The sequence below is a fragment of the Pseudomonas multiresinivorans genome, assembly GCF_012971725.1.
GTDB lineage: Bacteria > Pseudomonadota > Gammaproteobacteria > Pseudomonadales > Pseudomonadaceae > Pseudomonas > Pseudomonas multiresinivorans.
In genome coordinates this window covers 2,708,732-2,734,527 of record NZ_CP048833.1, presented here as the reverse complement: position 1 = coordinate 2,734,527, position 25,796 = coordinate 2,708,732, and the positions used below count along the sequence as shown (strand labels likewise).

Below are 25,796 nucleotides of genomic sequence, written 5' to 3'. Positions count from 1 at the left end.
AATAATCAATATCAGTGACGCGAGAAAAATGCGAGTCGACTTCTGCTCAAGATGGAACATAACCAATAAGTCCCACGCAACCCATGGCTCTAATTTTTCGGGAAACCAGAAAGTCGTCGATCTGATTAACGGCATCGTATCAACCGTTCAGGGTGGGCTTCGAATCAGCGTCCGTCAACTTATAATTTCGGAATTCAGTTACGACATCGACACTTGCGAAATGATCAACTGACCCAGAAATAACCTTGATAACAGCATATTTGGAGTAAAGTATGCCTAGCAACGAAGCCATAACCTTTTGCGGGGAACTCATGAACTGGGCTGCCTCAAGTACCATTTCTGAGCGTATCAAGAGCGCCATGGACACAAATGCCCAATGGGAGATATGGCTACAGGTTGAACTGGCGATCTATTTGAAATCGAAGTCCGGCCTTGTCGTCCGAGAACAGAATTATGATGCCAGCCGTAAATCGCTCGATATATTATGCAAGCTGAATACGAGAGGCTACGCCATCGAATTGAAAGCCGAGTCCCTGAAAACCGGCCTCACTTCAGGGATGACCATGGTCCAGGCTCTACTCTCAGACAAGTCGAAGCTCGAGGAAAACCCTCTGGTCAAAACCCTGATAAGTTTCGGGTGCAATAGCCTCACATCCCTCGTCATAGGTATTGGTAGTATTTCCAATCATCGACAGACAGCCTTGGAAATCCTAAACGAAACACAAGCGTTCATTTTAAGCTTCAAAGATGACTTCGGTCTTTACATACTTATTATGGAATAGATTTCAAGCCCAATAGATTGAAGAGAGCCACATGAATCATGCCTTCAGACGCTAACGCCAGCTTTGCGCTTATCACCGCGTTCTCCGGCGTCCTATACCCTCAATATTTGGCTGGTGAGGAGAGCCTGAATCGGCTTCGTCATCTTGCCGCCCATGGGTACGCTTTTACAAGTCTGATCCCAAACAACTTCATTGGCTCACGAGCAACTCTCGTCATTCACAACGACACTCAGCAACGCCCTCTCGATGCCTTGGTCGCCGAACTCCACCAACTGCCCGCCGACGCCACCGCCGACCGCTACCAGTTGATTCTGCGGCCCTGGCTCTGGTGGCTGACCCTGGCCAGCAACAACCGCGTGTTCCAGAACCTCCCCACCAGCGACATCGTCACCACGATCTTCAAGGCCCACGGCTTCACCGACTTCAAGCTGTCGCTGACGGGCAGCTATGAGCCCCGCGAATACTGCGTGCAGTACGGCGAAAGTGATTTCGCCTTCGTCTCGCGGCTGCTGGAGGAAGAAGGCATCTTCTGGTTCTTCACCCACGAAGAGGGCAAGCACACGCTGGTGCTGGCGGACAGCAACGACGCGTTCCCGTCCATCCCCAACGGGCCGAAGGTGCCGTACCTGGGCCAGGAGATCGGCGTGCGCGAGCTGCACGGCATTCGCGCAGCTCAGTACTGCATGCAAGCGGTGGCCGGGACCTACAGCACCACCGACTATGAGTTCACCACGCCCGCCACCTCGCTCTATTCCCAAGCGCAGGCCGAGGCCGGGCCGCGCGCGCAGTATGAACACCCCGGCGGCTACACCGCCAAGGCACGGGGCGATGCGCTGACCAAGCAGCGCGTGGACGGCCTGCGCAGCCAGGAGAAGCGGCTGATCGGCGAGAGCGACTGCCGCTGGTTGGTGCCGGGGCACTGGTTCACCCTGACCGGGCATGACGACGCCAGCCTGAATATCGACTGGGTACTGACCTCGGTGACCCACGAGGCCGACCACGAGCACTACCGCAATCGCTTCGAGGCCATCCCCAAGTCCACTGCCTACCGTCCTCCCCGCACCACGCCCAAGCCGCGCATGCACACCCAGACCGCCAAGGTGGTGGGTAAGGCCGGCGAGGAAATCTGGACCGACCAGTACGGTCGCATCAAGATCCAGTTCCCCTGGGACCTGCAGGGCAAGAATGACGAGGCCTCGTCCTGCTGGGTGCGGGTGGTGCTGCCCTGGAGCGGCAAGGGCTTCGGCATGCAGTTCGTCCCTCGCATCGGACAGGAGGTGATCGTCACCTTCATCGACGGCGACCCGGACCGTCCGCTGGTGACCGGCTGCGTCTACAACGGCGACAACGCCCTGCCCTATGCGCTGCCGGAGAACCAGACACAGTCCGGCATCAAGACCAACTCGTCCAAAGGTGGCGGTGGCTTCAACGAGCTGCGCTTCGAGGACAAGAAGGATGCCGAGGAAGTCTTCCTGCAGGCGCAGAAGGACATGAGGGTGAACGTGCTCAACGACAGCACCGCCACCATCGGCCACGACGAGACCCTCACGGTGCAGAACGCCCGCACCCGCACGGTGAAGGAAGGCGACGAGACCATCACCCTGGAAAAGGGCAAGCGCAGCGTGACCATCCAGACCGGCAGCGACACGCTGGACGTGAAGGACAGCCGAACGGTGAAGGTCGGCGCCGACCAGACCCACAGCACCGGCGGCAACTACAGCCACCAGGTGAGCGGCAACTTTGAGCTGACGGTGGACGGCAACCTGACCATCAAGGTCAGCGGCACCCTCACCCTGCAGAGTGGCGGCAGCCTGACGCTGAAGACCGATGCCGATCTCGCCGCACAGGCCGGCACTTCGGTCACCTGCAAGGCAGGCACGTCCCTGACCAACCAGGCGGGCACCTCCCTCACCAACAAGGCCGGCACCACCCTGACCAACGACGCTGGCGTCAGCCTTACCAACAAGGCAGCCGCCGAGCAGACGGTGGACGGCGGCGGCATGCTGACCCTCAAGGGCGGCCTGGTGAAGGTCAACTGAGGACAACGACATGGCCAACAGCGGAACCCTCGACCTCAAGCGCGGCGACAGCACCCTGCAGGGCCGCCTGCAGGACGGCGGGCTGGAAGGCCCGCTGCGCATCAGCGAGCGCGGCCGACCGCAGGCCAGCCTGGACTATCGCGAAGGCGAACTGCACGGCACCAGCACGCTCTACCACCCGAACGGCCAGGTCAGTGCGCAGTTGCCCTACGTACGCGGACGCATGCAGGGCGAGGCTCGCTTCTTCTCGACCGAAGGCTGGCTGCAGCGCAAGGTGGGCTACCGCGACGGCGTGATGCATGGCGAAGCCTGCAGTTATCTCGCTGATGGCACGCTCGCCGAACAGGCCTTCTACCGCGAAGGTGTACAGGAGGGCCCGTTTCGCCGCTTCCACGGCAACGGCCAGCTTGCGCAGGAGAGCCGCTATGCCAAAGGAGCCCCACTGGATCGGCCTCGCGCCTATGCCGAAGATGGCCGTCCGCTGGACGAGAATGGCAAGCCAATCTCGCGGCTGCGCTGGTGGCTGGGCAGCCGTGGCGAGGCTAGCGAGGCCTGAGCGGTTTCAGGGAATCAGCATCTGTACCTGGCCGGGAAACACCACCTTGATCGCCCCGCCCCAGTTGCACATCAGCGTGCCGTTGGCGTCCAGCGCCGGCATGCCGCCCAGCAACACCGTGGGCGACCCGCCGGGTATCCACGGCGCGGCGGTGGCCGGAATGCAGGGCATAGGCGTCAGTACGCCGAGGGCGGCTGCAGTAGCGGCGGCCACCGTCGGATTGGCTGGGCTGGTGCACAGGCCGAAGGGCAGGATGTTCAGCAGGGGGATGTGATCCTGCAGGTTGGCTGCTGGCATGCCGCTGGAGAGGGTGCGATTGACCGGCAGTACGTTGAACACCGACGGAGCGACGCCGAAACTGCATTGCAACGTCGCGCCGCTGCAGACCTGAGGACAGCCCATGAATTCACCTCTCCTATCTTCACCTTGCAATCTTCCCTGAGTCGCACTGGAAGATAAGCCAGTGAAATGTATCCCGCATGAACACTATGCCCGGGGCAGGTTTGTTTGGCTGATCAAGGTTGGCTGATGCTGCTTCTTAACGTCAACTTTCGGCCAGGAGCGGACATCCACAAAGACAAGTTGAGCAGCAGGAGAATGTCGATTCAGGCTCGTCTCGCTGCCATGGCGTAGCGGTTTCATCCAAGCTCTCGGAGCGTTCCGACCTTACAAGAAACCGGTGCGCCAGCCACAAGGACATCATGACTTGGCTGATGCCCGGTTGCACATCGCGTAGCCGGGCATCTTTGACCTAGGTTTTGCCCTCGATTCGACTGAGACAATCCTGCCCGCTACGGAGATTGCGTTTCAGATCACCCATGTATCGAACCCATGGACCACCGCAGTGCCTTACCATCAGGATCCCAATGAGTCGCAGCACGTTGGTCAGCGCAATCGGATGCGCCGAACAGACGTTCGCCTCCTCCTCCGGAATAGCCCACACCGAAGATAGAGAACCAATCCAGCATCGCCGTCGGGTTGGCACGGGTGCAGCCCGGCTGGTGTATGACCAGGAGCCACACAATTTCGCCAAATCTGCTCGGTATTTTCTGATAACGGTGAAAGGCCACCACCCTCGCCACGGTTCTTTGCACCGCAGACAGCCATCCTAGAAGGCGTACGCCGCCCCCACACTCAGGCTGCGCCCGTTGCCACTGAGGAAGGTCGGTTGGCTGGCATCGGCACGGTTGCGGATCACGTAGCTGCTCGCGTAGGTCTTGTCCGCCAGGTTGTCGCCCTGCACGTAGACGCTCAGTCCTTCGCGGGCCTTATAGCTGGCCTTGAGCCCCCAGAGCGCGTAGGAATCCTGATAGTTGTTGCGGGTGTTGGCGTGGTCGGTCGGAGTGTCCTGCGGCAGCCAGCGCAGGTTCGGTCCGACGCTCCAAGGGCCGCGCCGGTAGAGCAGTTCCGCCGCCCAAAGCTGACGCGGCACGCCGGCGATCTGGTTGCCCTGGAACTCGCCGCCACGGAAACGGAAGTCGCTGAAGGTCCAGGCCACTCGGTAGGCCAGGTCGCCGCCGATGCTGGCCGAGGTCGGCAGCAGGCCGTTCAGCCCCGCCTCGACACCGCGGTGGCGGGTACGTGATCCGTAGTTGTAGGTTCCCACCTTCACTCCGTAGGCATCGCTGGTGGAGATCAGCTCGTCTTCCACGTCGCTCTGGTACAGCGTCAGGCTCCAGTCGGTCTGGGCGATTCGACCGGTGCCACCGATCTCGTACGTGGTCGCGCGCTGCACGTCGAGGTCGACCAACTGCGCTTGTGCCGCCGCGGGGGCCGCGGGTGAGACTTCGGCGGAAACGATTTCCCAGAATGTCGGCGCTTCGTGGCTGCGGCTGATGTTGGCGTACCAGCGCAAGTCGGGGCTGGGCGTCCAGTTCAGGCCGATCTTCGGCGTGGCGAAGTCCCAGCCCTGGTCGAGATGACCAGCGCCGTCACGCGAGTCCGCATCACGGCGGACATCGCTCCACTTCACCTCGGTGACCAAGGTCCAGTCCGGCGCCAGGTGCCAGTCCAAGCCGAGCAGCAGATCGAGGTTGGACGCCTCCAGGTCGAAGTTGCCGAAGCGCTGCATGCGGCTGCCGTTCTGCGGATTGTTGGCATACAGCTCGCGCGTCATGTCGCTGTAGGACCAACTGGCGCCCAGGCGATAGCCGAACAGGCGTTGCTCGCCTTCGATAAGCCATTGTGCGCCGAGGGTATCGCTGTCGGTCAGGGTGTGGCTGAGCGGGTCGGTGAAGTCGTCCTGGGTGTTCTGCCCGTAGACACCGAAGCTCTGCTGCCAGCCCGCCCCGCTCCACTGCGTACGGTTGGCCAGGCGCAGTTGCTGGGTGTCGCGGTGCGGATCGCGCTTGTAGACGTTGAGCAGGCGGTCCTGCCCAGTGTTGCCGTCGCCCAGCACGCTGCGTGGGTCGTCCTTCAGACGCGCCTTGGTGATGACGTTGGGGATCTCGAAGGTCAGGTCGCTATAGGACAGGTAGCTGCGGTTCTGAACGCCGTTGCCCAGGTCTAGGCCGAAGTTGCTCTGCACCACGGTGCGGAGGGAAGCGGAGTGATGACGATAGCCATCGTACTCGTCATGGCTGACGCTCACCCGCGCATCGTGCCCGCCTCCATCCAGCCCGGCGGCGGCCTGCAGGCCCTGGCGGCCGACACTGCCGGTCTCCAGTCGGACGCGTCCGGCTTCGTCGGCGCCAGTCAGCGAGTTGAACTCCAGTTCGCCACCCAGGGCAGTCGCACCGGGGCTGCCGGCGTTTGCACCGCGTCGGGCGCTGATCCACGAGGCGTTGCGCGGCTCCAGCAGACCGATGATGAAGGAGCCATCCGCCTCGTTGAGCGGCAGGCCGTCCTGCAACAACAGCACGCCGCGGTTGACCGGGTTGCTCTGGATACCCGAGCCGCGAATATTCAGGCGCGGCTGATCGGTGCCGCCGAAGAAGTCCTGGATCACCAGGCCGGGCTGGTAGTCCAGCGCGTCGCGCAGGGTCGCCAGGCGCGTCTCCTGCTGCGGCTCGGCGAGATTGGTTCCGCCGGGCACGCGGGCCAGGCGCTCGCTTTCGGTCTGCGCCGAAACGCTGACCGGCGCGGGGCTTTTCCCGCTGACCTGCATCGGCTCCAGTTCGATGCGATCTTCCGCCAACGCCGCCAGCGGCAGCAGGCCGAGGGCCAGCAGGGGAAATGAGATTTTCGAAGGGAAGTGGCGTTTGGGGGACAAGCAACGACTCATGACAAGCTCCGTCTGCACGAAATCTGGCTTACCAGCTCAGGTAGAACATGCCCTTGGCCAGCAGCACGATGCCGACCATGTGGCTGAAGACACTCAGGTGAATCCGGCGGAAATACGTCGAGTTCATGCGCCCGCTGTAGAGCAGGAACATGGCGGTGAAGAAGTGCCCGAGTACGCTCAGGGCGAGGACGATCTTCAGGCTCAGCAAGGTGCCGAAGGAGGACGCCAGCGGGTCTGCCAGCAGCGGCAGGTAGCGCGTCCAGACCATGCCCAGGCCGGCACTGAACAGCACCAGCAACACCCAGGGCATCAGCCGCCGCGCACGCTTGCCGATGCCCTGCTCCACCTGGCGCATTACCGCAGCCGGCACGTACTTGCGCACGCTCTCGAAGATCAGCACCTCGAAGAACACCGTGCCGATGAACATCAGCGCGGCGAACAGGTGCAAGGTCAGCAGGATCGGATAAATCATGGCGCGGGTATCTCCAGGGCCAGCAGGGTCTGATGAAGGACCGCCGCCGCTTGATCGGCGGTGTGTCCACTGAGGTCGAACGGACGAAGCGAGCCGTCGTTGACCAGCACGAAGCGCTCGACGAGGCCGACCAGTTCGCCGGGGTGGTGGCTGACGCACAGCAAGGCCGCACCCGAGCTGGTCAACCAGTCGCGGCAAAGATCAAGCAGCGATTCGCGCAGCGCCGGGTCCAGCGCGCTGAATGGCTCGTCAAGCAGCAGCAGGTCCGGCTCAACCGAGAAAGCGCGCGCCAGGGCAACGCGCTGTGCCATGCCCCCGGACAATTGATTCGGCCAGGCGCGCCCGTGGCCGGCGAGGCCGACTCGCTCCAGCCAAAGGCTGGCCAGCCGACGCACCGTCGTACGGTCGTGGCCGATGGCGCGCAGGGGGATTTCCAGGTTCTCCGCAACCCGGCACCAGGGCAGCAGGCGCGGCTCCTGGAATGCCAGTACGGGATGACGGAATCCGTTGTCCGCTCGCCCCCGATGGGGCCTCAGGAGGCCGGCCGCCAGACGCAACAGGCTGCTCTTGCCGGCGCCGCTGGGCCCGAGAATGCCAACCCGCTCACCGGGTAGCAGGCGCAGGGAAGCGTCGGCGAGTACACGCCGTTGGCCCAGCCGCAGATCGACTCCGTACCACTCAAGCATGGGCGGCCTCCTGCCAACGGCCCATGCGCCGCTGCAGCGGCTGCAGCAGGAGGAACTCCAGTGCGGCGACCAACAGCAGGATAAGCAGAGTCCAGGCATACAACCCGGCGCTGTCGAACGTACTGCGCGCGTTAGCCAGCGCGAAACCGGCTCCACTTTCCGCGCCAAGCACTTCAGCCATCACCACCAGGCGCACGCCGCCGCAGGTGGCGATCAACAGTGCCGCTCCAAGCGGCGCGGTCAATGAAGGGATATAGAGCCGCCGCAACTTCTGCCAGGGACTGAAGCGGTAGACCCGCGCCATCTCCAGCAGGCCGCGGTCAACCATCTGCATGCCCTTGACGGTGTTCACGTACATGCCCGGCGCCAGCATCAACACGCTGATCAGCACCACCATGGCCGAGCCCAGGCCGACCCACAGCATCGCCAGCACCACGACCACCACTGGCGGCACCGACATCAACAGCCAGCGCAGGGGTTCCAGCAGACCGCGTACACGAGCGTCCAGCCCGGCCAGCAGGCCCAGACAGAAGCCCAGCAGGCAACCCAGTCCAACACCCAGGACGATGCGCAGCAGACTGGCGCCGGCATGAAGACGGAAGTCGGCCTCGAAAGGCAGGCGAGCCATGGCTTGCAGCGTCTGCCCGGGAGTTGCCATGAGCAGCGAGCCCAGGCGCATCGCCAGCAGTTGCCAGCCCACCAGCAACAAGGCGCCACCCAGCACGGCCCAGCGTCGGGAAGTCATTCGACTCATCTCACGGCCCATAGAAGCTCGCAGATGGCATGGAGCCACCGATGGCCTGTGGATGGCGTTCGGCGATCAGGCCGAACAGCGCCTCCAGAGGCCCGCGTGCGACGCTGGCGGCAACACTGTCCAGGCGCGTGACGCGGATGGACTCCTCGACCGCCTCCACCGGCAAGTGCGGCAGGTGCCGATGCACCAGCTCCGCGCAGTCCCGCGGCTGCGTACTGCACCAGCGGGCGGACTCGGCATAGGCGGCCTCCACTGCGCGCGCCAACTCGCCGTCCTCGGCGCGCTGCGGGCTGCTCATCAGTCCTGCCTGAGGCAGTTCAGGCTGTTGAGCGAAGGCCTGCTTCCAGGCGCTCTCCAGACTTTGCACACGGTAGAGCGGCGCCCCACCCTTGCTGCGGTTGCGCCAAAGCAGCAGGGACACCGCCGGCTCCACCAGCAGGGCGTGATCGGCGCGACCGGCCAGCAGCAGCGCCTGGGCGTCCTGGCCGTCGCGGACCGGGCGCAGCGTCAGGTCCTTGCCCGGCTTCAGGCCATGGCTGAGCAACAGCTCATCGATCAGGATCGCCGGCAGATCGCGCTGGAAAGGCAGCACCACGTCCTTGCCGGCCAGGTCGGCGAAGCCTTTCACCTGAGGGTCGCGGCTCACCAGCCAGATGATTCCCCACACAGAGACGTTGAGCAGCCGCACGTGCTGCCCGCGCCCAGCCATCAGCGCCGGCAGGTTCACCGGGACAGCGCTGTAGTCGAGTTCGTTCTTTGCCAGCAGCACGCGCAGCTGGTCGGGGTTCTGCCAGAGGTGGAATTCGACGCGCTCGGCGTACTCCGCCAGGGCATTGGTTTCCACCATGTGCAGCAGCGGAAAGCTGACCACCGCGCCGGGGCCACCCAACCGCAAAACCTTTTCCCGGGCCATGCCGGCCGGGGACGCCAGGCAGGTGCCGGCGACCAGTGCAAGTGAAAGGAAGAGGCGCGGTAGCCTCCGATTGATTGATATGCGAATAAGTCTTATCTTCATTCACAAATCATTGCAGCCCGCACGCTCATCACGAATGACAAATGTTAAGTTCGCGCCAGATCGTGGTGAATGCCTGCGATTGTTGGGCGCCCTCCCCCAGTTCTCCGACCTGCCGGACGCCCTCATGGCCGGATTGTGTGAGTCGGCAACCTTGCTCCGCGCTGAAGCCGGCAGGCTGTTGTTCCGCGAAGGCGACCCTGCCGAGCATTTCCTGCTGGTACGGCGTGGCTGTGTGGAAATGCTGCGCTTCACCTGCGATGGCGAGGAGCGCGTCTTCCACCTGTTCCGCGAAGGTCAGTTGATCGCTGAAGCGGCCATGTTCATGCCTCACGGCCGCTACCCGATGAACGCCCGCAGCCAGGGCAGCGGCGAGTTCTTCCGACTGAGCCGCAATGCGCTGCGCAAGGCCTGCGAGGATCATCCGCCGCTGGCCATGCGCATGCTGGAAAACCTCAGCCTGCGCCTCTACCGCCAGGTGAACGAGGTCGACTGGCTGACGGCGAGTTCCGCCTCCCAGCGTCTGGCCGCCTATCTGCTCGGCCTGCACCGTCGCCAAGGCGAGCGTCTCAACCTGCCGATCAGTCAGCGCCAGCTCGCCACACACCTGGGTATTCGCCCGGAATCACTCAGCCGGTTGCTGTCCGATTGGCAGCAGGCCGGACGCATCCAGGGGCGACTCCGGCAATGGCTGCTGTGCGACCTCACCTACTTGCAGGACCTGGCCAGCCCGGCAGTACGTTCTTTCTGAGCGGGCCGGATTTCGGCTATCGCTTCAACTGGTCGGGGTAGCAGCCTGGAAAGGCACGCAGCGATGGAACGCGCACCATGTTCAGCATGGTTGGTTTTCGCCGCGAGCCGATCCCGCAAGGCATCGCGGATAATCTCAGCGCTCAATTCACCGATGCAACCGCAACACCGCCTCCAACTCCTCGCGCAGCCAGGGCTCGTCGATCTCCGGCAGGCGCTGGGTTATCTGCCGGGCGACCCAGCGCTGGCCGCGGCCAATGAAGTCGAAGCGCAGTTCCAAGTCATCAATGGCCATGGCGCTGGCGTGGAAGTCACCGACGCCGGTATCGGGCGTGACACCCAGGCGTTCCAGGCATCGGCGCAGACGCCGGCAGCTTTCCGCCTCGCCCTGATGCAGATGCTCCAGGCGATTACGTGCCACCAACTCCTCGGCCTGCCGCAGGCTGTCGAGCATCACCCGCGCACCGGCACGCTCGGCGCGCATCAGCGTCTGCAACCAGTCAATCAGTTCGTCGGACATGAAGCCCTCCAGGTCTTGGCGAGAGCCCATCCTAGACTGCCTCATGAAGTGGTTTTAAATGAATTGAATTGCACTGACGCTGCAATTTCTCGAATGCATCCAGCTTGCGCTGTACCTCTTCATTTCCGCTGCGTCGCTCGTCGGCGTTGATCCCGGACAAGGCATTGCAGAGCCGCCGCATGCCAACACCCCACCTTAAGATCAAAGTTATTGCACTTATGCAGCATTATTATTCGTTTGTTGCATCCATCGCGTCTGTTCAGACTGATCGGGCTCCCTGCGGCGAATTGCCTCCTAACTGCCTAGTTCGCCTTGCCGCATTCGTGCGGGCAGGGAGCCGCCAGTCAACCGGAGTACGACGGAATCAAGATGGACAGCGCGATACCCCTCGATCAGCACACCTCCCGCGACGCCGAATACAACTACGACATCGTTCGCCGCTTCACCCTCACCACCCTGGGCTGGGGCATCCTCGGGATGCTCATGGGCGTGTTCATCGCCGCCCAATTGGTGTGGCCGCAACTGAGCCTGGAGATGCCCTGGACCAGCTTCGGGCGCATCCGGCCGATCCACACCAACCTGGTGATCTTCGCCTTCGGCGGCAGCGCGCTGTTCGCTACCTCCTTCTACGTGGTGCAACGCACCTGCCGCGTGCGGATCATCTCCGACAGCCTGGCCAACCTGCTGTTCTGGGGCTGGCAGGCGAGCCTGGTGTCGATGCTGGTGAGCTACCCGCTGGGCATCACCACGTCCAAGGAATACGCCGAGATGGAGTGGCCCATCGCCGTCTGGGTGACCTTTCTCTGGCTGGTGTACGCCTACCTGTTCTTCGGCACTATCGCCCGCCGCAAGGTACGCCACATCTACGTCGGCAACTGGTTCTACGGTGCCTTCATCGTGGTCACCGGGATGGTCCACGTGGTCAATCACCTGGCGATTCCGGTGACGCTGCTCAAGTCCTACCCGCTCTACTCGGGCGCCACCGACGCGATGATCCAGTGGTGGTACGGCCACAGCGTGGTGGGCTTCATCCTCTCGGTGGGATTCCTCGGGATGATGTACTACTACGTGCCCAAGCAGGCCGAGCGGCCGATCTACTCCTATCGCCTGTCCATCGTGCACTTCTGGGCGATCATCACCCTGTATATCTGGGCCGGCCCGCACCACCTGCACTACACCGCCTTGCCCGACTGGGCGCAGAGCCTGGGCATGGTGATGTCGCTGATCCTCCTGGCGCCCAGTTGGGGCGGCATGATCAACGGCATGATGACCCTCTCGGGTGCCTGGCATAAGTTGCGCACCGACCCGATCCTGCGTTTCCTTGTGGTGTCGCTGGCCTTCTACGGCATGTCGACCTTCGAAGGACCGATGATGGCGATCAAGACGGTGAACTCGCTGTCGCACTACACCGACTGGACCATCGGCCACGTGCATGCCGGCGCCCTGGGCTGGGTGGCGATGATCTCCATCGGCGCGCTCTACCACATGATTCCCAAGCTCTACGGCCGCGAGCAGATGCACAGCGTTGGGCTGATCAACGCGCACTTCTGGCTCGCCACCATCGGCACCGTGCTGTACATCGCCTCGATGTGGGTCAACGGCATCACCCAGGGCCTGATGTGGCGCGCGGTGAACGAGGACGGCACGCTGACCTACTCCTTTGTCGAAGCGCTGGCTGCCAGCCATCCGGGCTACATCGTGCGGCTTATCGGCGGTTCCACCTTCGCCAGCGGCATGCTGCTGATGGCGTGGAACACTTGGGCCACAGTGCGCTCCGGCAAGCCGGTGTCGAATCTCGCAGCGGCTGCGGCCTGAGGACTCGACGATGCTGCTGAGCCTGATCGGCCCGATCGCCTGTACAGCCGCCTGCTGGCGGACCTGCCGCTGCGACGGCGAACAAGCGGCGCTGCTGCCCTTCGCCGACGACCCGGATGCCGCGCGGCGCATGAGCGCGGCCACCGGCCGGCACTGCGAGCGGATCGTCCAGCCCCTGCCGGAGCCACCACCACCGTACCGAATGCGCGCCTGATCTCCAGCGCTCCTGTTTTCCAGCCTTCTGGTTTCCCAGCCCCATGGACGGGGCCTCCCTGAGTGCCGATGTTGGCACCTTGCAGGGCTCTTCCCCGCGAGAGCCCGTTTTTTTCAAACTTCGCTCCACGGACCTACCGATGCCCGCCCTCACCGGCTGGCGGCACCGCGCCGCCGCGTACCTGCCCGACATTCCCCACACCCGCCCGCGCGAATGGCTGCGCGCCTCGCTAGGCGCCAGCCTGGGCTTCCTGCTCAGTGCCGCCACCTGCGGCCTGCTGTTCGGCTCCGCGGTGGCCCTGCACTTCGCCGGAACCTGGGCTGCTTCGGCAGTGCTGCTGTTCGCCGTGTCTTCCGGCGCCCTGGCCCAGCCCTGGTCGGTGATCGGCAGCTACCTGTGCGCATCACTGGTGGCGCTGCTGATCGGTTTCTGGCTGCCCGCCGGCATCGCCAGCGCGGCCCTCGCCCTTGGGCTTAGCCTGCTGCTGATGTACCCGCTGCGCTGCCTGCATCCGCCGGGCGGCGCGCTGGCCTTCTGCATGGTGTTCGCCTCGCCGCTGCCCGGCGAGCCCAGCTGGACGGCGCCGCTGCCGGCCATCAGCGGCGGCCTCTGCCTGGTGCTCCTGGCCCTGCTGTTCAACAACCTCACGCGCATGCCCTACCCGCGCCGCCGAAGCTTTGCGCCGGACAACCACCAGACCCAGGACCCGGCGCCCGGCGCGCGAGTCGGCATCCAGGCCGCCGACCTCGACCAGGCGCTGGACGAACTGGGCTCCTTCGTCGACATCACCCGCGACGACCTGGAACGCCTGGTGCGCAGTACCGAGCGACATGCCCTGCGCCGCAGCATGGGCGAGACCCGCGCGCGGGAGGTGATGTCCCGCGACCTGATCTGCGCTTCGCCGGAAACCCCGCTCAGTCACGCCCTGCGCCTGCTGGTGAAGCACCACCTGAAGGCCTTGCCGATCCTTGACGAGGAGCGCCGGCTGGTGGGCATCGTCAGCCTGATCGACCTCCTGGTGCCCAGGGGCGTCTGGTGGAAGCGACTGCTCGGCGGCATCGGCCTGCGCCGCGACCGTCTGCTGGGCGAAGTGATGACCAGTCCGGTGCTGCACGTGGATGCCGACACCCATGCGGTGGAGTTGATCCCGCTGCTCTCCGACCAGGGTCTGCACTGTTTGCCGGTACTGGAGCGCGGCGAACTGGTGGGCGTGATCACCCAGACCGACCTGATCGCCGCCCTGGAACGCGACCTGCTCAGTCATCTGGGCTGACCGACCTTTCCGTTACACTGGCCGACTAAATCGCGCAGAAGCCTCCGCATGGACATCGACCTCACCCGTACCTTCCTGGAAATCGTCCGCCACGGTAGCTTCGTGGCCGCCGCCGAACGCATGCACGTCACCCAGACCGCGATCACCGCACGAGTGCAGAAGCTGGAGGCGCATCTCAACTGCACGCTGTTCGTGCGTAACCGCGCCGGTGCACGCCTGACGCCGGACGGCGAGGCCTTCGTTACCTACGCCAACCAGATCCTGCAGACCTGGGAGGCGGCCCAGCGCGACCTGCCGTTGCCCGAAGGCATCCACAACGTGCTGCACATCGGTGGCGAAGTGAGCCTTTGCAACCCGTTGATGCTGCGCTGGGTCAGCCGTATCCGCCAGGCGATCGGCGACCACGCGGTACGCGCCGAGATCGGCGACGGCCACAGCCTGCTGCGCCAGCTCGAGCTGGGGGTGCTCGACGCAGCCCTGGTCTACCAGCCAACCTACTGGCCGGGGATGCAGGTGGAGCAGTTGCTGGAGGAGAAACTGATCCTGGTGCGTGCGCAGAACCCCGAGCCCTACGTCTACATCGACTGGGGCGAAGGCTTCCGCCAGCAACACGACAGTGCCCTGCCGGAACTGTCCAAGGCGCCGGTGTCGTTCAACCTCGGCCCGCTGGCGTTGCAGTACATCCTGGAGAACGGTGGCTCGGGCTATTTCCGCACGCGGGTGGTGCAAAGTTACCTGGACCGCAAGGTGCTGCGCCGGGTGCCCAAGGCGCCGGAGTTCAGCTACCCGACCTATCTGGTGTATTCGCGGGACCGCGATTCGCAGGCGCTGCAGCAGGCGTTCGAGCTGCTGCGCGAGGTGGTGTCGCAGGACCCGGACTGGTCACAGCGTTGGGATCCGATGATTTGACGTACCGGCCGCCACAGGAGCAGGGCCCATCAAAAATCCTCCCGAAAAGCCACGACAGGCAGGCTCGCCTCTGCAGGAACTCCTACTCACCTATTTCAGATATCCGGCGCTCTGCACATGCGCGAAGCCATTGGGCTTCCCCAGCGAGCTTAAGCAAGGACTTACGAGCGCCCTTGGCGGACGGCCATCGCGGCCTTTACTGCTGAACATCTGTTCAGCTATAAGAATGACCCCGACCTTAGATCAAGTCGAGCGTTTCGGGAACACCATTCACCCCTCCCAGGGCGGCTCACGTCGCCTGTCCATGCTCTTCGCCGAACCGGAGTGCCAATGCGTAATCAGCTGTTCAGAACTCGCATTACCGAGATGCTTGGTATCCGTCATCCCATTCTTTGCGGCGGTATGGGCCCCAGCGCCTCAGACGCGAGCTACGTCGCGGCTGTGGTCAACGCAGGCGGGATGGGATTTGTGGTTGCTGCCGGATTTTCCGATCTAGACGAATTCCGGGAGCAACTTCGTCGGTGTCGTAGCCTCACCTCGGGAAAAGGATTCGGGGTGAACCTCTACCTTTCTGGCCAGGCCAACGCAGCTGAGCGCTTGCGGCAGCAGATGAGGATTCTTGCCGAGGAAGAAGTGCTCTGTGTCGAGACTTCAGGTGGAAGCCCCGAGGAAGTCCTGCCAGCGCTGCGAGAAGCGGGTATCAAGGTTCTGCACAAGGTTCCGGCGGTTCGCTACGCGCGATCAGCCGCGCGTCTTGGCGTGGACGCGGTAATCGTAGTTGGCAATGATTGCGGCGGCCATCCCGGAACCTACGGCATCAGCAGCATGGTTCAAGCCGCCCACGCACCGAAAGAGGTTTCCATCCCTGTGGTTATCGGTGGTGGGATCGGTGCAGGAAGACAACTGGCGGCGACCCTGATGATGGGAGCCGATGCAATCCTGATGGGGTCGCGAATGCTGGTAGCCGAGGAGCTGTGGATTCACCGCCAGTACAAGGAACGACTGGTTCAGAGCGACGGCACAGAAAGCATCATCGTGAAGACCGGCTTGCGGCAACATCACCGAGTCCTGAACAACGACAGCGCCAAGGCTGTTGCAGCATTGGACGCGGCGGGAGCGAGCGATTTCGAAAGCTATCGCCCTCACGTCATGGGCACGCTAACCACTCACGCCTACAAGACAGGGGATAGCCACCAAGGCATGCTCGATTGCGGCCCATCGATCGTATTTGCTAACGCTGTGCAAAGCGTGGAAGCCATTTTTGATTCAGTGCTTGATGATGCGCGTCATGCGATGCGGCGCCTTGAAGATCTGAGGTGCAACGGGTGATCGAAAGCATGGAGTTCAAGCTCAGCTTCGATTGCTGCCTCTAGTCAGGGGCGGCAATCGGCCAGAAGCGGCCTCTCCTCAGAGGCAACAATCGGCCAGAAGCGGACGATCAACGTCAGGCGCAGGCCCGCATTTGGAAGGAGGGGTCAGTCGCCTTTAGGCAGTTCGAAGCGCTCTACGCAGCGGTGTAGTTTTTCTTGGGTTACAGGCGAGCCAGCATCCACCGGTTTGCAGTACAGGATCGTCAAGGCGTACTCATCTGCTGATACTTGCAGATCATCCCCAGGAGAGAGGCGAGCAGTGAACGCTTCCTTCCCATTGGCCCAGCTTGCAACTATCCGTGGATTCCCCCGAGTGACTCCTTTCATTTCATCATCCGGGCGCTCTATCTTCTCCGAATCTATGCTGATGTGCAGTCCGGGTAGCGAGCATTGAATCGGATCGCCCTGCGCCATCCCGTACATTTGGCCAAACACATATAGGTTCCGCTCCCGCTCCAGCCTACGCAGAGCTTGCTCGTGAAGCGCCCAATTCGCCTTAAGCCACGCGGCTCGGTCGTCTTGAATAGGCGCATTTGGCCAAACCTGCTCAGGGATATTCCAGATGGCTACCGACGATATTCGCAACGCGCGAAGCTCCGGCATGCACTCGATGGAGAAGAACTCGTAAAGCTCATCGGCACTTACGGTTGTTCCAAATGAGCAGGCCAATGCCATCGCCAACCCCTTATTGATCTTCAATTGCCATCCTCCCTGAATGAGCGCTCGGCTATAGGAGCCGACCATCGTCCTCGATGACTCTCTCGTACGGCGTTGCAATCCTAGTGCACATCCTTGGTCGAGCCCAGAGCATTACTAGGGCGTGGCTCTGCGCTGGTAGCCGGATATTGATTTTAATAGTCAGCTTTGGGTCGATCTCAGACCCTCTTCAGCTAGGGCGATCGACCAGTCTCGGAAAGCCCAAACGCGTCCCCATCTCCCTATTTCCAGTAACCGTCCTTCTTGCCGTCTGGATAACGCCCACTTAAGATGCGACAAATTCGCATCTGCAAGCCGTTATCACGCAAGGATTCGCGTTGACATCTCCGCCCGCTCCCAGCGTCCATCACGCCGACATTCACTCGCTGTATCTCGATCACCACGCCTGGTTACTCGGCTGGCTGCGCAAACGCCTGCGCCACGCAGACAATGCAGCCGACCTGGCCCACGACACTTTTGTCCACCTGCTCGGCAAGCCAACGCAACTGCAGGAAGTCAGGCAGCCACGTGCTTGGCTGAGCGTCGTCGCCCGCGGTTTGCTGATCGACCGGGTGCGCCGTCAGCGCGTCGAGAAGGCCTATCTGGAAGCCATTGCCCATCTCCCCGAAGCGGAGATGCCCTCCCCAGAGTCGCAGTTGATCCTGCTGGAGACCCTCGCGCGAATCGATGCGGTACTGGATGGCCTGGCGCCGAAGGTACGTAACGCGTTTCTGCTGTCACGGCTCGAGGGCCTGGGCTACAAAGAAATAGCCGAGCGCCTGAACGTGAGTCTGAGCTCAGTGGAGAAGTACATGGCCACCGCCATTCGCCACTGCTTTCTGGCACAGCAATGAGCACCAGGGAACTGCCGGACGCAGTACTCGACCAGGCCATCGGCTGGCTGGTGCGTCTGCAATCGGGCTATGCGGACGAGCAAACGCAGACGGCCTGCCTGCTCTGGCGGCAGGCAGATCCTATTCACGAAACCGCCTGGCAAGCCTTGCAGTCCAGCGAGTCGGCCTTCGGACGCATGGCCGAACTACCCGGCGGTGTCGCACTGGACATCCTGCAACGCCTGCAGGGCAAGCGTCACGGCCGCCGCCAGGCACTCAAGGTGCTGGGCTTTGGCGTGGCAATCGGCAGCCTCAGTGGCTGGGGACTGCGTGAGCGCCCGCTAGCAACCTGGGGGGCGGACTACGTCACCGGTGTTGGTGAGCATCAGCAGTTCCTCCTGAGCGACGGCACTCGTCTGCAGCTCAATACCTCCAGCGCGGTGGACGTGCGCTTCACCGCACAGCGCCGGATGATCGCATTGCTGCGCGGCGAGATCTTCATCGACTCGGGCAAGGACAGCGAGGCACCGGCGGGTTATCGCAGCCTATGGGTGGAGAGCCGCCATGTTCGACTACAGGCCATCGGCACCGCCTTTGCAGTGCGCGATGAAGCCGAAGGAACGCGCTTGCGGGTCGAGGACGGGATCGTCGCTATCCATCGCGCAGACGCACAGCCGATCCGGGTGTTGGCGGGCGAGGAATACCTGATCTTCGGCTCAGGCACCCGACGGGTCGAACACAGCACCATGAATGCCAGCGCCTGGACACGCGGCCAGCTTGTGGCGAAGCGCATGCGCATGGCCGACCTGATCGAGGAGCTAGGGCGCTATCGCCAGGGATGGCTCAGCTGCGACCCGTCGATTGCTGCGCTGGAGGTCTCCGGCGTATTCCAGCTCGACAGCATCGATGACGTCCTCGACGCCCTCGCCGATTCGATGCCGCTGCGCGTCCAGCGCTTCACGCCGCTGTGGATTCGCATCGTCGCTCGCTGAGCTCAATGCAAAAAATTCTCGATAACGATTACGGTTTTTTCCGAGCCCTTCGGCAGACAAGAAAACACACTGCCATTGCCAAGGAGCTTGTTGTCCATGCCATCCCTTTCCTCGCCGTCGCGAGCATTGCGTCGCACCACCCTCGCCCTCACCCTTCGCGGCATTCTCCTCAGCAGCACCGCCGTCGTGTCACTGGCCAGCATCGGCGTGCACGCTGATCAAAACGGGACTCATCGCTACGACCTACACGCCGGCGCGCTGGAGGATTCTCTGAACGGGTTTGCCCAGGCTGCCGGGATCACGCTGCCTTTCGATCCATCACTGACCCAGGGCAAGCAGGCGCCAGCGCTGCATGGAGAATTCGACGTACAGAGTGGCCTGGATCAGCTGCTGAGCGGCAGTGGGCTGGCAGCTCGAAGGAGCGCCGGCGGCAATTGGCTGATCCAGCCCATTCCCGCCGCCGAAGGTGCCCTGGAAATGGAACCTCTGACTATCTCGGGGTTGTCCCCGGGGTCGGTGACCGAAGGCACCGGCTCCTACACCACCGGCAGCTCCAGCACCGCGACGAAGCTGAACCTCTCGCTGCGGGAAACGCCACAGTCGGTCAGCGTCGTCACGCGCCAGCAAATGGACGATCAGAATATGCAGTCTCTGGAGGACGTTGCCAGGGCTGCCACCGGCATCAGCACAGCCAAGGACTTTGGCACCGAGCGCTCGCGTTACTTTTCTCGTGGATTCCAGGTAAACGACCTGCAATACGACGGCGTGCCAACGAGTATTTCCGAGAGTTACTCGATGGATGTGACCTCGGTGAACAACATGGCAATCTACGACCGTGTAGAGTTCGTTCGCGGCGCAAACGGTCTGATGCAGGGGGCTGGCAACCCCTCGGCAGCCATCAACCTGGTGCGTAAGCGCCCAACGGACACCTACAAGTTCAAAGCCGAAATCGGCGCTGGCTCCTGGGACAACTACCACAGCCAGATCGACGTGGGCGGGCCGTTGAACGAACAGGGAACACTGCGCGCCAGAGCAGTGCTGCTGTACAACGCCGGCAACAGTTTTGTAGATCGCGCTGACAAAGAGAACCAGCTCTTTTACGCCATTGGTGAAGCCGACTTGAGCGAAGCCACTACCGTAAGTCTGGGTACCGTGCTGCAAAAGGATTATCACGGTGGCTATGACTGGGGCGGTCTTCCCACGCAACTCAATGGCAGCTTCTATCCACTGTCGCGCTCCAGCTCCTTTGCGCCGAGCTGGGCCCACCTGAACAAAATAAATCGCACCGTATTCGCAGACATCAAGCATGCCTTCAACGATGACTGGAAGCTGACGGTCAATACCAACCTGACCTGGTCAAATGCAGATTTCCTTGGGCTCTACGGCAACAACATTGGTAATGACCAGTTCCGCCTGTTCACCAACGACACCAAATACGACGACGAGCAAATCAGCCTCGATGCGGCGCTGAACGGCGCGTTCTACCTGCTTGGCCAACGCCACGAACTGGTATTCGGCGCTAACGCACGCAAGGATCGCTTCATCAACGAATCGCGCTACAACAACAACCCAAGCGTGGTCGAGATTCTTGATTTCGCCCCTTCGCAAGTGGCCTCGCCCACCTATGGCTATGAGCGCATCCAGTACCGTAACGTGCGCAAGGACAAGGGAGTGTATGCCGCCACCCGGTTGAACCCCACCGACGACCTGCATGTGATCCTTGGCAGCCGCTTCAGCTGGGTCGACTACGCCTCTGCCGACTATGAGGACCGCTTCAAGGAAGACGGAAAAGTCATTCCCTACGCCGGTGTGGTCTATGACCTGACTGACAGCGCCTCGGTTTATGCCAGCTACACCGAGATCTATCAGGTTCAAAACAACTACGACATTGACAACAAGCTGCTCGACCCGATCACTGGAAATAACTACGAAATAGGCCTTAAGAACGAGTTCTACAACGGGCTGCTCAATACCTCGCTGGCGGTTTTCCAGGTCGACCAAAGCCATATGCCCCAGGCGGTTACTGGCGCAGCACGTATTTGCGGGCCGGGGCGTACCTCAACCTGCTATGAGGAAGGCGGCAAGGTACGCAATCGCGGTTTCGAGGCTGAGGTGTCTGGCGAGATTCTCAAGGGTTGGAATGCGGTAGTGGGCTACACCTACAGCCACCCCGAATATGTAGCTGGTGCCCGCAAGGGCACTGATTATGCAACTGAAACCGCCCCCCAGCGGTTGTTCAAACTGGCGAGCAGCTATCGTCTTCCCGGAGAGTTGAGCGACTGGCGCGTGGGCGGCGACCTCTACCATCAGAGCAAGGTCTACCTGGGCAACGTGGAGCAAGGCGCTTACAACCTAGTCGGTCTGAACGCCAACTACCAGATCAGCCGCAACCTGAGTGCGCAACTGAATCTCGACAACGTGTTCGACAAGAAATACTACGCCTCGATCTATAACTCGAACTTGGGCAATTACTACGGCGAGCCGCGCAACTTCGCCATCACCCTGCGATACGAGAACTGAGGTGTTCCAGCCTCGCCGTAGCCCAACGGGTTGCGGCGAGATCGCAACATTGGCTTCAAGCTTCGGCCGGGTTGCTTTGTAACCGTGCGCGGGCGTTTATGAGCGTCCGCATTGGGTCGGAAGCTGACTTCTGAGCGAGGCACCTTCTGCCCCATAGCTGACGCTCGTATCAAAAACAGTCAGCGAGTGCTAATGCAGGACGGTGCGCACATTGACGGGCACACAGACTGGTTCACCAATAAACACCTCAAGGTCCTGGAATTACCACTAGCGCGACAGTCTCTCAGGTCGCCACCCCTCCCCTCACAATGGGAGGGGCTGCAAGGCCACCCTTGGGGGTGTGAGGACCGGCATGTTCGCGTTTCACTTCGTCCATCACCGCCCGCTCTTCCATCACGGAGTCTGCGGGCGACTCTGGATGAGGACGCCATGGCCGCCGGACTGCTCAACGAACGCGATATAGAATTCCTGCTGTACGAGCTGCTAGACAGCCAGGCGCTGCTGCAACGCCCCCGTTACGCCGAGCATGACATCGAAGTATTCCGCGCCACGCTGGACACCGCGCGGACCATCGCGCTCGAGTACTTTGCCCCGCATTACCAGAGCGCCGACGCCGAGGAGCCGACCTTCGACGGGCAACGGGTACACCTGCTGGAAGACACCCGTAGAGCCTGGGACTCCTTCGCAGCCGCCGGCTTTGGCGCCGCGCACCATGACGCCACCGATGGCGGTCTGCAGTTGCCGGAAGTGCTGTTGCGAGCCTGCATGGCCTATTTCAATGCTGCCAACGTGGGAACCACCGCCTACGCCTTTCTCACCATCGGCGTTGGCAACCTGGTGAAGAGCTTCGCCGCCGACGAGTTGCGCCAGCGATTCCTGCCGCCGCTACTCGATGGCCGGTTCAGCGGCACCATGGCGCTGACGGAGCCTGGGCAAGGTTCTGCGCTAGGCGACCTGCGCACCACCGCGCGTCCGGTTGGTGACGGGACCTACCGCGTGTTCGGGCAGAAGATGTTCATCTCCGGCGGCGACCACGACCTGACCCAGAACATCGTCCACATGGTCCTGGCCCGCATCGACGGCGCGCCGGCCGGCGCCAAGGGCATCTCGCTGTTCCTGGTGCCGAAGCGGCTGGTCAACCCCGACGGCAGCCTGGGCGCACGCAACGATGTGGCGCTGGCTGGCCTGCTGCACAAGATGGGCAACCGCAACACCACCTCGACGGTGCTCAATTTCGGTGAAGGCGAAGGCGCCGTCGGCTATCTGGTCGGCGAGGCCAAGCAGGGCCTGGGCTACATGTTCCAGATGATGAACGAGGCGCGCATCGGCGTGGCGCTGGCCGCCGCCAGCCTCGGCTACCAGAGCTTCAACCATGCCCTAGATTATGCCCGTGAGCGACCACAGGGGCGCCTGCCCGGTGCCAGGGCAGAAAACGCTCCCCAGGTCCGTATCATCGAGCACGCCGACGTGCGCCGCATGCTATTGCAGCAGAAGGTCTATGCCGAGGGCAGTCTTGCGCTGTGCCTGTACGCCAGCAGCCTGGTGGAAGACGCGCATACCGCGCCGTGCACGAAGGCGCGCAGCGACGCTGGCGAGTTGCTGGATCTGCTGACGCCGATGGTCAAGTCCTGGCCTTCGCGTTACGCCACCCAAGCCTCTGATATCGGCATCCAGGTACTGGGCGGTGCCGGCTATACCCGCGAATACCCGATGGAGCAGCTGTACCGCGACAACCGCCTGAACCCGATTCATGAAGGCACCGAGGGGATCCAGGGCATCGACCTGCTCGGGCGCAAGCTTGGCCCGCGCGGCGGCGACGGTTACCGGCTGTTCCTCGACCGCGCCTACGTCACTCTGGCCGATGCGGCTACCGACGCTGTCTGTGCGCCCCTGGCGGCACAGCTGGGCGAAGCCTTGCAGCATCTCGAAGACGTCACCCGCGAACTGCAGGCACAAGTTGCCGAAGACCCCCGGCACGGGCTGGCCAACGCCACCGTCTACCTCGACCTGTTCGGTCGAGTGGTCGTCGGCTGGCTATGGCTGCGCATGGCGCTGCTCGCCGGCCGCGCGCTCGCCGCCGGCGCACAGGGCCCTGAGGTCGATTTCTACCAGGGCAAACTGCAGGCGGCACGCTACTTCATGGACTGGGAACTGGCACCACTGGAAGCCCAGTCACGCCTGCTGCTGGCCGGCAATCGCGTGAGCCTGGACATGCGTGACGCCTGGTTCTGAGTCCCCTTCCCTATCACCACTTCCCGGAGCCACGATGAATTCATTGATCCGCTATCAGGTCGAGGACGGCCTGGCCCTCATCACACTCGCCCGCCCGCCAGTCAACGCCCTCGGCCAGACATTACGCGCCGCTGTCCTCGATGCCTGCCAGCGTGCCGCAAGCGATGCGAGCGTGCGCGCGATCATTTTGCATGGCGACGGCAAACTGTTCAGCGCGGGCGCAGACATCAGCGAGTTCGGCAGCGCGGCGTCGTTCGCTGCGCCCTCGTTGCCCGATCTGCTGAGTCGCCTCACCCAGTTGGACAAGCCGCTGATTGCCGCGTTGTCCGGCCTGGCACTGGGAGGCGGACTGGAACTCGCCCTCGCCTGCGGCTACCGGATCGGCGAACCCTCACTGCGCCTGGGCCTTCCGGAAATCAGCCTGGGCTTGCTGCCCGGCGCTGGGGGAACCCAGCGTCTACCGCGTCTGATCGGCGTCGCGCCAGCATTGGACATGATGATTTCCGGCCTGCCAATCGACGCCAACCGGGCTCTGGAACTGGGCTTGCTGGATCGACTCGCCGCCAGTGCCGACACACTGGTCGAAGCCGCTCGCGCCTTTGCCCTTGATCTGCTGGGCGACCCGGCCCCGGCCCGCCCGCAGACACCCTTCGCCGAGCCTGCCGCGAGCGTGGCGGAGGACTTTTTCCAGCAGTACCGGCAAACCCATGAACCGCGCTGGAAGAACCGCCTGGCACCGCGCCTGGTGCTTGCCGCGGTGGAAGCCGCTTGCGTTCTGCCGTTGCAGGCAGGGCTGGAGCGAGAGCTGGCACTGTTCAAGCAGGCCGAGGACTCCGCGCAATCGGCAGCTCTGCGGCACCTGTTCTTCGCCGAGCGCGAGGCAGGTCGGATTCCCGGTATCGCCGAGGATATCGCCCTGAGGCCAGTCGCCAAGGTCGCGGTGATCGGCGCCGGCACCATGGGTGGCGGCATCGCGATGAACTTTGCCAACGCCGGCATTCCCGTCGTGGTCCTCGAGCAGAAGTCTGAAGCTCTCGAGCGCGGCCTGGCCAACGTTCGCCGCAATTACGAGAGCAGCGTCTCGCGTGGCAAGCTGAATGCCGAACAGTTGGAGCAACGCATGCAACTGCTCGTCGGCACGTTGGACTACGCCGATATCGCCGATGCCGACCTGGTGATCGAGGCAGTGTTCGAGAAGCTCGAGATCAAGCAGCAGGTGTTCCGCACTCTTGACGAGGTATGCAAGCCCGGCGCAATTCTCGCCAGCAATACCTCCAGTCTCGATGTCGATGCCATCGCCGCGGTGACGCGCCGACCGCAGGACGTGATCGGCCTGCACTTCTTCAGTCCGGCCAACGTGATGCGGCTGCTGGAGGTGGTGCGCGCCCGTGAAACCGCGCCCGATGTATTGGCGACCACACTCCGGCTGGCCAAGCGCATTGGCAAGGTGGCGGTAGTCTCCGGAGTGTGCTTCGGCTTCATCGGCAACCGCATGCTCGAACCTTACAACCGCGAGGCACACCGGCTGGTACTCGAAGGCGCGACGCCGGCGCGGGTGGACGGTGTTCTCACCGACCTCGGGCTGAACATGGGCGCGCTGACGATGACCGACCTGGCCGGGATCGACGTGAATTTCCTGGTGCGTGACTCCAACCGGTCGGCCTTCGCCGACGACGCGAGCTACTACCGAGTCGGCGACGCGCTCTACTCCCTGGGACGCTACGGACAGAAGACTGGCCGCGGTTTTTATCTCTACGAAGGCCGCCAGCGCCGTGACGATGATGAAGTGGTAGCCCTGGCTGAACGCCTGGCAAGTGAACTGCAAGTCGAGCGCAGGCTGATTGGCGATGCGGAAATCCATGACCGTTGCCTGTTCATGCTGATCAACGAGGGCATTCAGCTGCTCGACGAAGGCATTGCCCTGCGCGCTGGCGACATCGATCTGGTGTGGACCAACGGCTACGGTTTCCCCGCCTGGGTTGGCGGGCCATTGCACTATGCCGAGCAACTCGGCCTGGACAAGGTGCTGGACGGCATCCACCGCTATCGCGACAGCCTCGGCACCTATGGCCAGCGCTGGTTCCAGCCTGCGCCGCTGCTGGAGCGCCTGGTTGCAGCCGGCAAGACCCGCATCGAGAAAATCTGACT

The 25,796-nt window shown here is 62.8% G+C and carries 22 protein-coding genes; 14 read left to right on the top strand and 8 right to left on the bottom strand.

Annotated elements, in window-relative coordinates; translation table 11 throughout:
• The first annotated feature begins 272 nt into the window (after nucleotides 1-272).
• From G4G71_RS12660 to G4G71_RS12650, 3 genes are read left to right on the top strand one after another with little or no spacing between them, the layout of a single operon-like run.
• Nucleotides 273-782 carry a hypothetical protein gene (locus tag G4G71_RS12660; RefSeq protein WP_169938027.1) on the top strand — a complete coding sequence of 170 codons (510 nt, stop codon included), beginning with the start codon at nucleotides 273-275 and terminating at the stop codon, nucleotides 780-782.
• 38 nt (nucleotides 783-820) lie between these two features.
• The gene (gene tssI, locus G4G71_RS12655) at nucleotides 821-2,821 is read left to right on the top strand and encodes a type VI secretion system tip protein TssI/VgrG (RefSeq protein WP_169938025.1); all 2,001 of its coding nucleotides are present in this window, start codon (nucleotides 821-823) and stop codon (nucleotides 2,819-2,821) included.
• Nucleotides 2,822-2,831: 10 nt separating this feature from the next.
• On the top strand, nucleotides 2,832-3,377 hold the full coding sequence (locus tag G4G71_RS12650) for a toxin-antitoxin system YwqK family antitoxin (protein WP_169938023.1): 546 nt from the start codon (nucleotides 2,832-2,834) through the stop codon (nucleotides 3,375-3,377).
• A 6-nt stretch (nucleotides 3,378-3,383) separates the two neighbouring features.
• Here G4G71_RS12650 and G4G71_RS12645 read toward each other — a convergent pair whose 3' ends face one another.
• The 6 genes from G4G71_RS12645 to G4G71_RS12620 all read right to left on the bottom strand — a co-directional run bounded on the left by G4G71_RS12645 (nucleotide 3,384) and on the right by G4G71_RS12620 (nucleotide 9,425).
• Nucleotides 3,384-3,779, bottom strand: coding sequence for a DUF4280 domain-containing protein (locus tag G4G71_RS12645; protein WP_169938021.1), 396 nt, complete (start codon nucleotides 3,777-3,779; stop codon nucleotides 3,384-3,386).
• A gap of 706 nt (nucleotides 3,780-4,485) precedes the next feature.
• A complete protein-coding gene (locus tag G4G71_RS12640) occupies nucleotides 4,486-6,600 on the bottom strand; it encodes a TonB-dependent receptor family protein (protein ID WP_169938019.1) in 2,115 nt (704 codons plus the stop codon).
• A gap of 28 nt (nucleotides 6,601-6,628) precedes the next feature.
• A complete protein-coding gene (locus tag G4G71_RS12635; protein ID WP_138526753.1) occupies nucleotides 6,629-7,072 on the bottom strand; it encodes a CopD family copper resistance protein in 444 nt (147 codons plus the stop codon).
• Nucleotides 7,069-7,758 (bottom strand): ATP-binding cassette domain-containing protein, encoded by a 690-nt coding sequence (locus G4G71_RS12630; protein ID WP_138526752.1) that lies wholly within the window; start codon nucleotides 7,756-7,758, stop codon nucleotides 7,069-7,071. The genes G4G71_RS12635 and G4G71_RS12630 overlap by 4 nt, the downstream gene beginning before the upstream one ends.
• The gene (locus G4G71_RS12625; protein WP_138526751.1) at nucleotides 7,751-8,503 is read right to left on the bottom strand and encodes an ABC transporter permease; all 753 of its coding nucleotides are present in this window, start codon (nucleotides 8,501-8,503) and stop codon (nucleotides 7,751-7,753) included. The genes G4G71_RS12630 and G4G71_RS12625 overlap by 8 nt, the downstream gene beginning before the upstream one ends.
• 10 nt (nucleotides 8,504-8,513) lie before the next feature.
• Entirely contained in the window at nucleotides 8,514-9,425 is a 912-nt protein-coding gene (locus tag G4G71_RS12620) for an ABC transporter substrate-binding protein (protein WP_169938017.1), read from the bottom strand.
• Nucleotides 9,426-9,651: 226 nt separating this feature from the next.
• On the opposite strand from G4G71_RS12620, the gene G4G71_RS12615 reads away from it, so the two are divergent.
• Nucleotides 9,652-10,275: a Crp/Fnr family transcriptional regulator gene (locus G4G71_RS12615; protein ID WP_240964912.1), complete on the top strand. Its 624-nt coding sequence runs from the start codon at nucleotides 9,652-9,654 to the stop codon at nucleotides 10,273-10,275.
• A 147-nt stretch (nucleotides 10,276-10,422) separates the two neighbouring features.
• On the opposite strand, the gene G4G71_RS12610 is transcribed toward G4G71_RS12615, so the two are convergent.
• Nucleotides 10,423-10,794, bottom strand: a complete 372-nt coding sequence (locus G4G71_RS12610) for a DUF6306 domain-containing protein (RefSeq protein WP_037007937.1) — start codon at nucleotides 10,792-10,794, stop codon at nucleotides 10,423-10,425.
• Between the two features lie 369 nt (nucleotides 10,795-11,163).
• On the opposite strand from G4G71_RS12610, the gene ccoN reads away from it, so the two are divergent.
• The 5 genes from ccoN (at nucleotide 11,164) to G4G71_RS12585 (ending at nucleotide 16,334) form a co-directional block, all read left to right on the top strand.
• Nucleotides 11,164-12,609, top strand: a complete 1,446-nt coding sequence (gene ccoN, locus G4G71_RS12605) for a cytochrome-c oxidase, cbb3-type subunit I (protein WP_138526749.1) — start codon at nucleotides 11,164-11,166, stop codon at nucleotides 12,607-12,609.
• Between the two features lie 10 nt (nucleotides 12,610-12,619).
• Nucleotides 12,620-12,823, top strand: coding sequence for a hypothetical protein (locus tag G4G71_RS12600; protein ID WP_138526748.1), 204 nt, complete (start codon nucleotides 12,620-12,622; stop codon nucleotides 12,821-12,823).
• Nucleotides 12,824-12,962: 139 nt separating this feature from the next.
• On the top strand, nucleotides 12,963-14,096 hold the full coding sequence (locus tag G4G71_RS12595; RefSeq protein ID WP_138526747.1) for an HPP family protein: 1,134 nt from the start codon (nucleotides 12,963-12,965) through the stop codon (nucleotides 14,094-14,096).
• A gap of 48 nt (nucleotides 14,097-14,144) precedes the next feature.
• Nucleotides 14,145-15,005: a LysR family transcriptional regulator gene (locus G4G71_RS12590; RefSeq protein WP_017516353.1), complete on the top strand. Its 861-nt coding sequence runs from the start codon at nucleotides 14,145-14,147 to the stop codon at nucleotides 15,003-15,005.
• Nucleotides 15,006-15,335: 330 nt separating this feature from the next.
• Nucleotides 15,336-16,334 carry an NAD(P)H-dependent flavin oxidoreductase gene (locus G4G71_RS12585; RefSeq protein WP_169938015.1) on the top strand — a complete coding sequence of 333 codons (999 nt, stop codon included), beginning with the start codon at nucleotides 15,336-15,338 and terminating at the stop codon, nucleotides 16,332-16,334.
• Between the two features lie 146 nt (nucleotides 16,335-16,480).
• Here the strand turns inward: G4G71_RS12585 and G4G71_RS12580 are convergent, their stop codons facing one another.
• Nucleotides 16,481-17,074 (bottom strand): hypothetical protein, encoded by a 594-nt coding sequence (locus tag G4G71_RS12580; protein ID WP_169938014.1) that lies wholly within the window; start codon nucleotides 17,072-17,074, stop codon nucleotides 16,481-16,483.
• Between the two features lie 335 nt (nucleotides 17,075-17,409).
• On the opposite strand from G4G71_RS12580, the gene G4G71_RS12575 reads away from it, so the two are divergent.
• From G4G71_RS12575 to G4G71_RS12555, 5 genes are all read left to right on the top strand, one after another.
• Nucleotides 17,410-17,925 carry a sigma-70 family RNA polymerase sigma factor gene (locus G4G71_RS12575; RefSeq protein ID WP_138526262.1) on the top strand — a complete coding sequence of 172 codons (516 nt, stop codon included), beginning with the start codon at nucleotides 17,410-17,412 and terminating at the stop codon, nucleotides 17,923-17,925.
• The gene (locus tag G4G71_RS12570; RefSeq protein WP_138526261.1) at nucleotides 17,922-18,896 is read left to right on the top strand and encodes a FecR domain-containing protein; all 975 of its coding nucleotides are present in this window, start codon (nucleotides 17,922-17,924) and stop codon (nucleotides 18,894-18,896) included. The genes G4G71_RS12575 and G4G71_RS12570 overlap by 4 nt, the downstream gene beginning before the upstream one ends.
• A 96-nt stretch (nucleotides 18,897-18,992) precedes the next feature.
• On the top strand, nucleotides 18,993-21,416 hold the full coding sequence (locus G4G71_RS12565) for a TonB-dependent siderophore receptor (protein WP_138526260.1): 2,424 nt from the start codon (nucleotides 18,993-18,995) through the stop codon (nucleotides 21,414-21,416).
• Nucleotides 21,417-21,845: 429 nt separating this feature from the next.
• Entirely contained in the window at nucleotides 21,846-23,648 is a 1,803-nt protein-coding gene (locus G4G71_RS12560) for an acyl-CoA dehydrogenase (protein WP_138526259.1), read from the top strand.
• A gap of 34 nt (nucleotides 23,649-23,682) precedes the next feature.
• Nucleotides 23,683-25,794: a 3-hydroxyacyl-CoA dehydrogenase NAD-binding domain-containing protein gene (locus tag G4G71_RS12555; protein ID WP_169938012.1), complete on the top strand. Its 2,112-nt coding sequence runs from the start codon at nucleotides 23,683-23,685 to the stop codon at nucleotides 25,792-25,794.
• Nucleotides 25,795-25,796 lie beyond the last annotated feature (2 nt).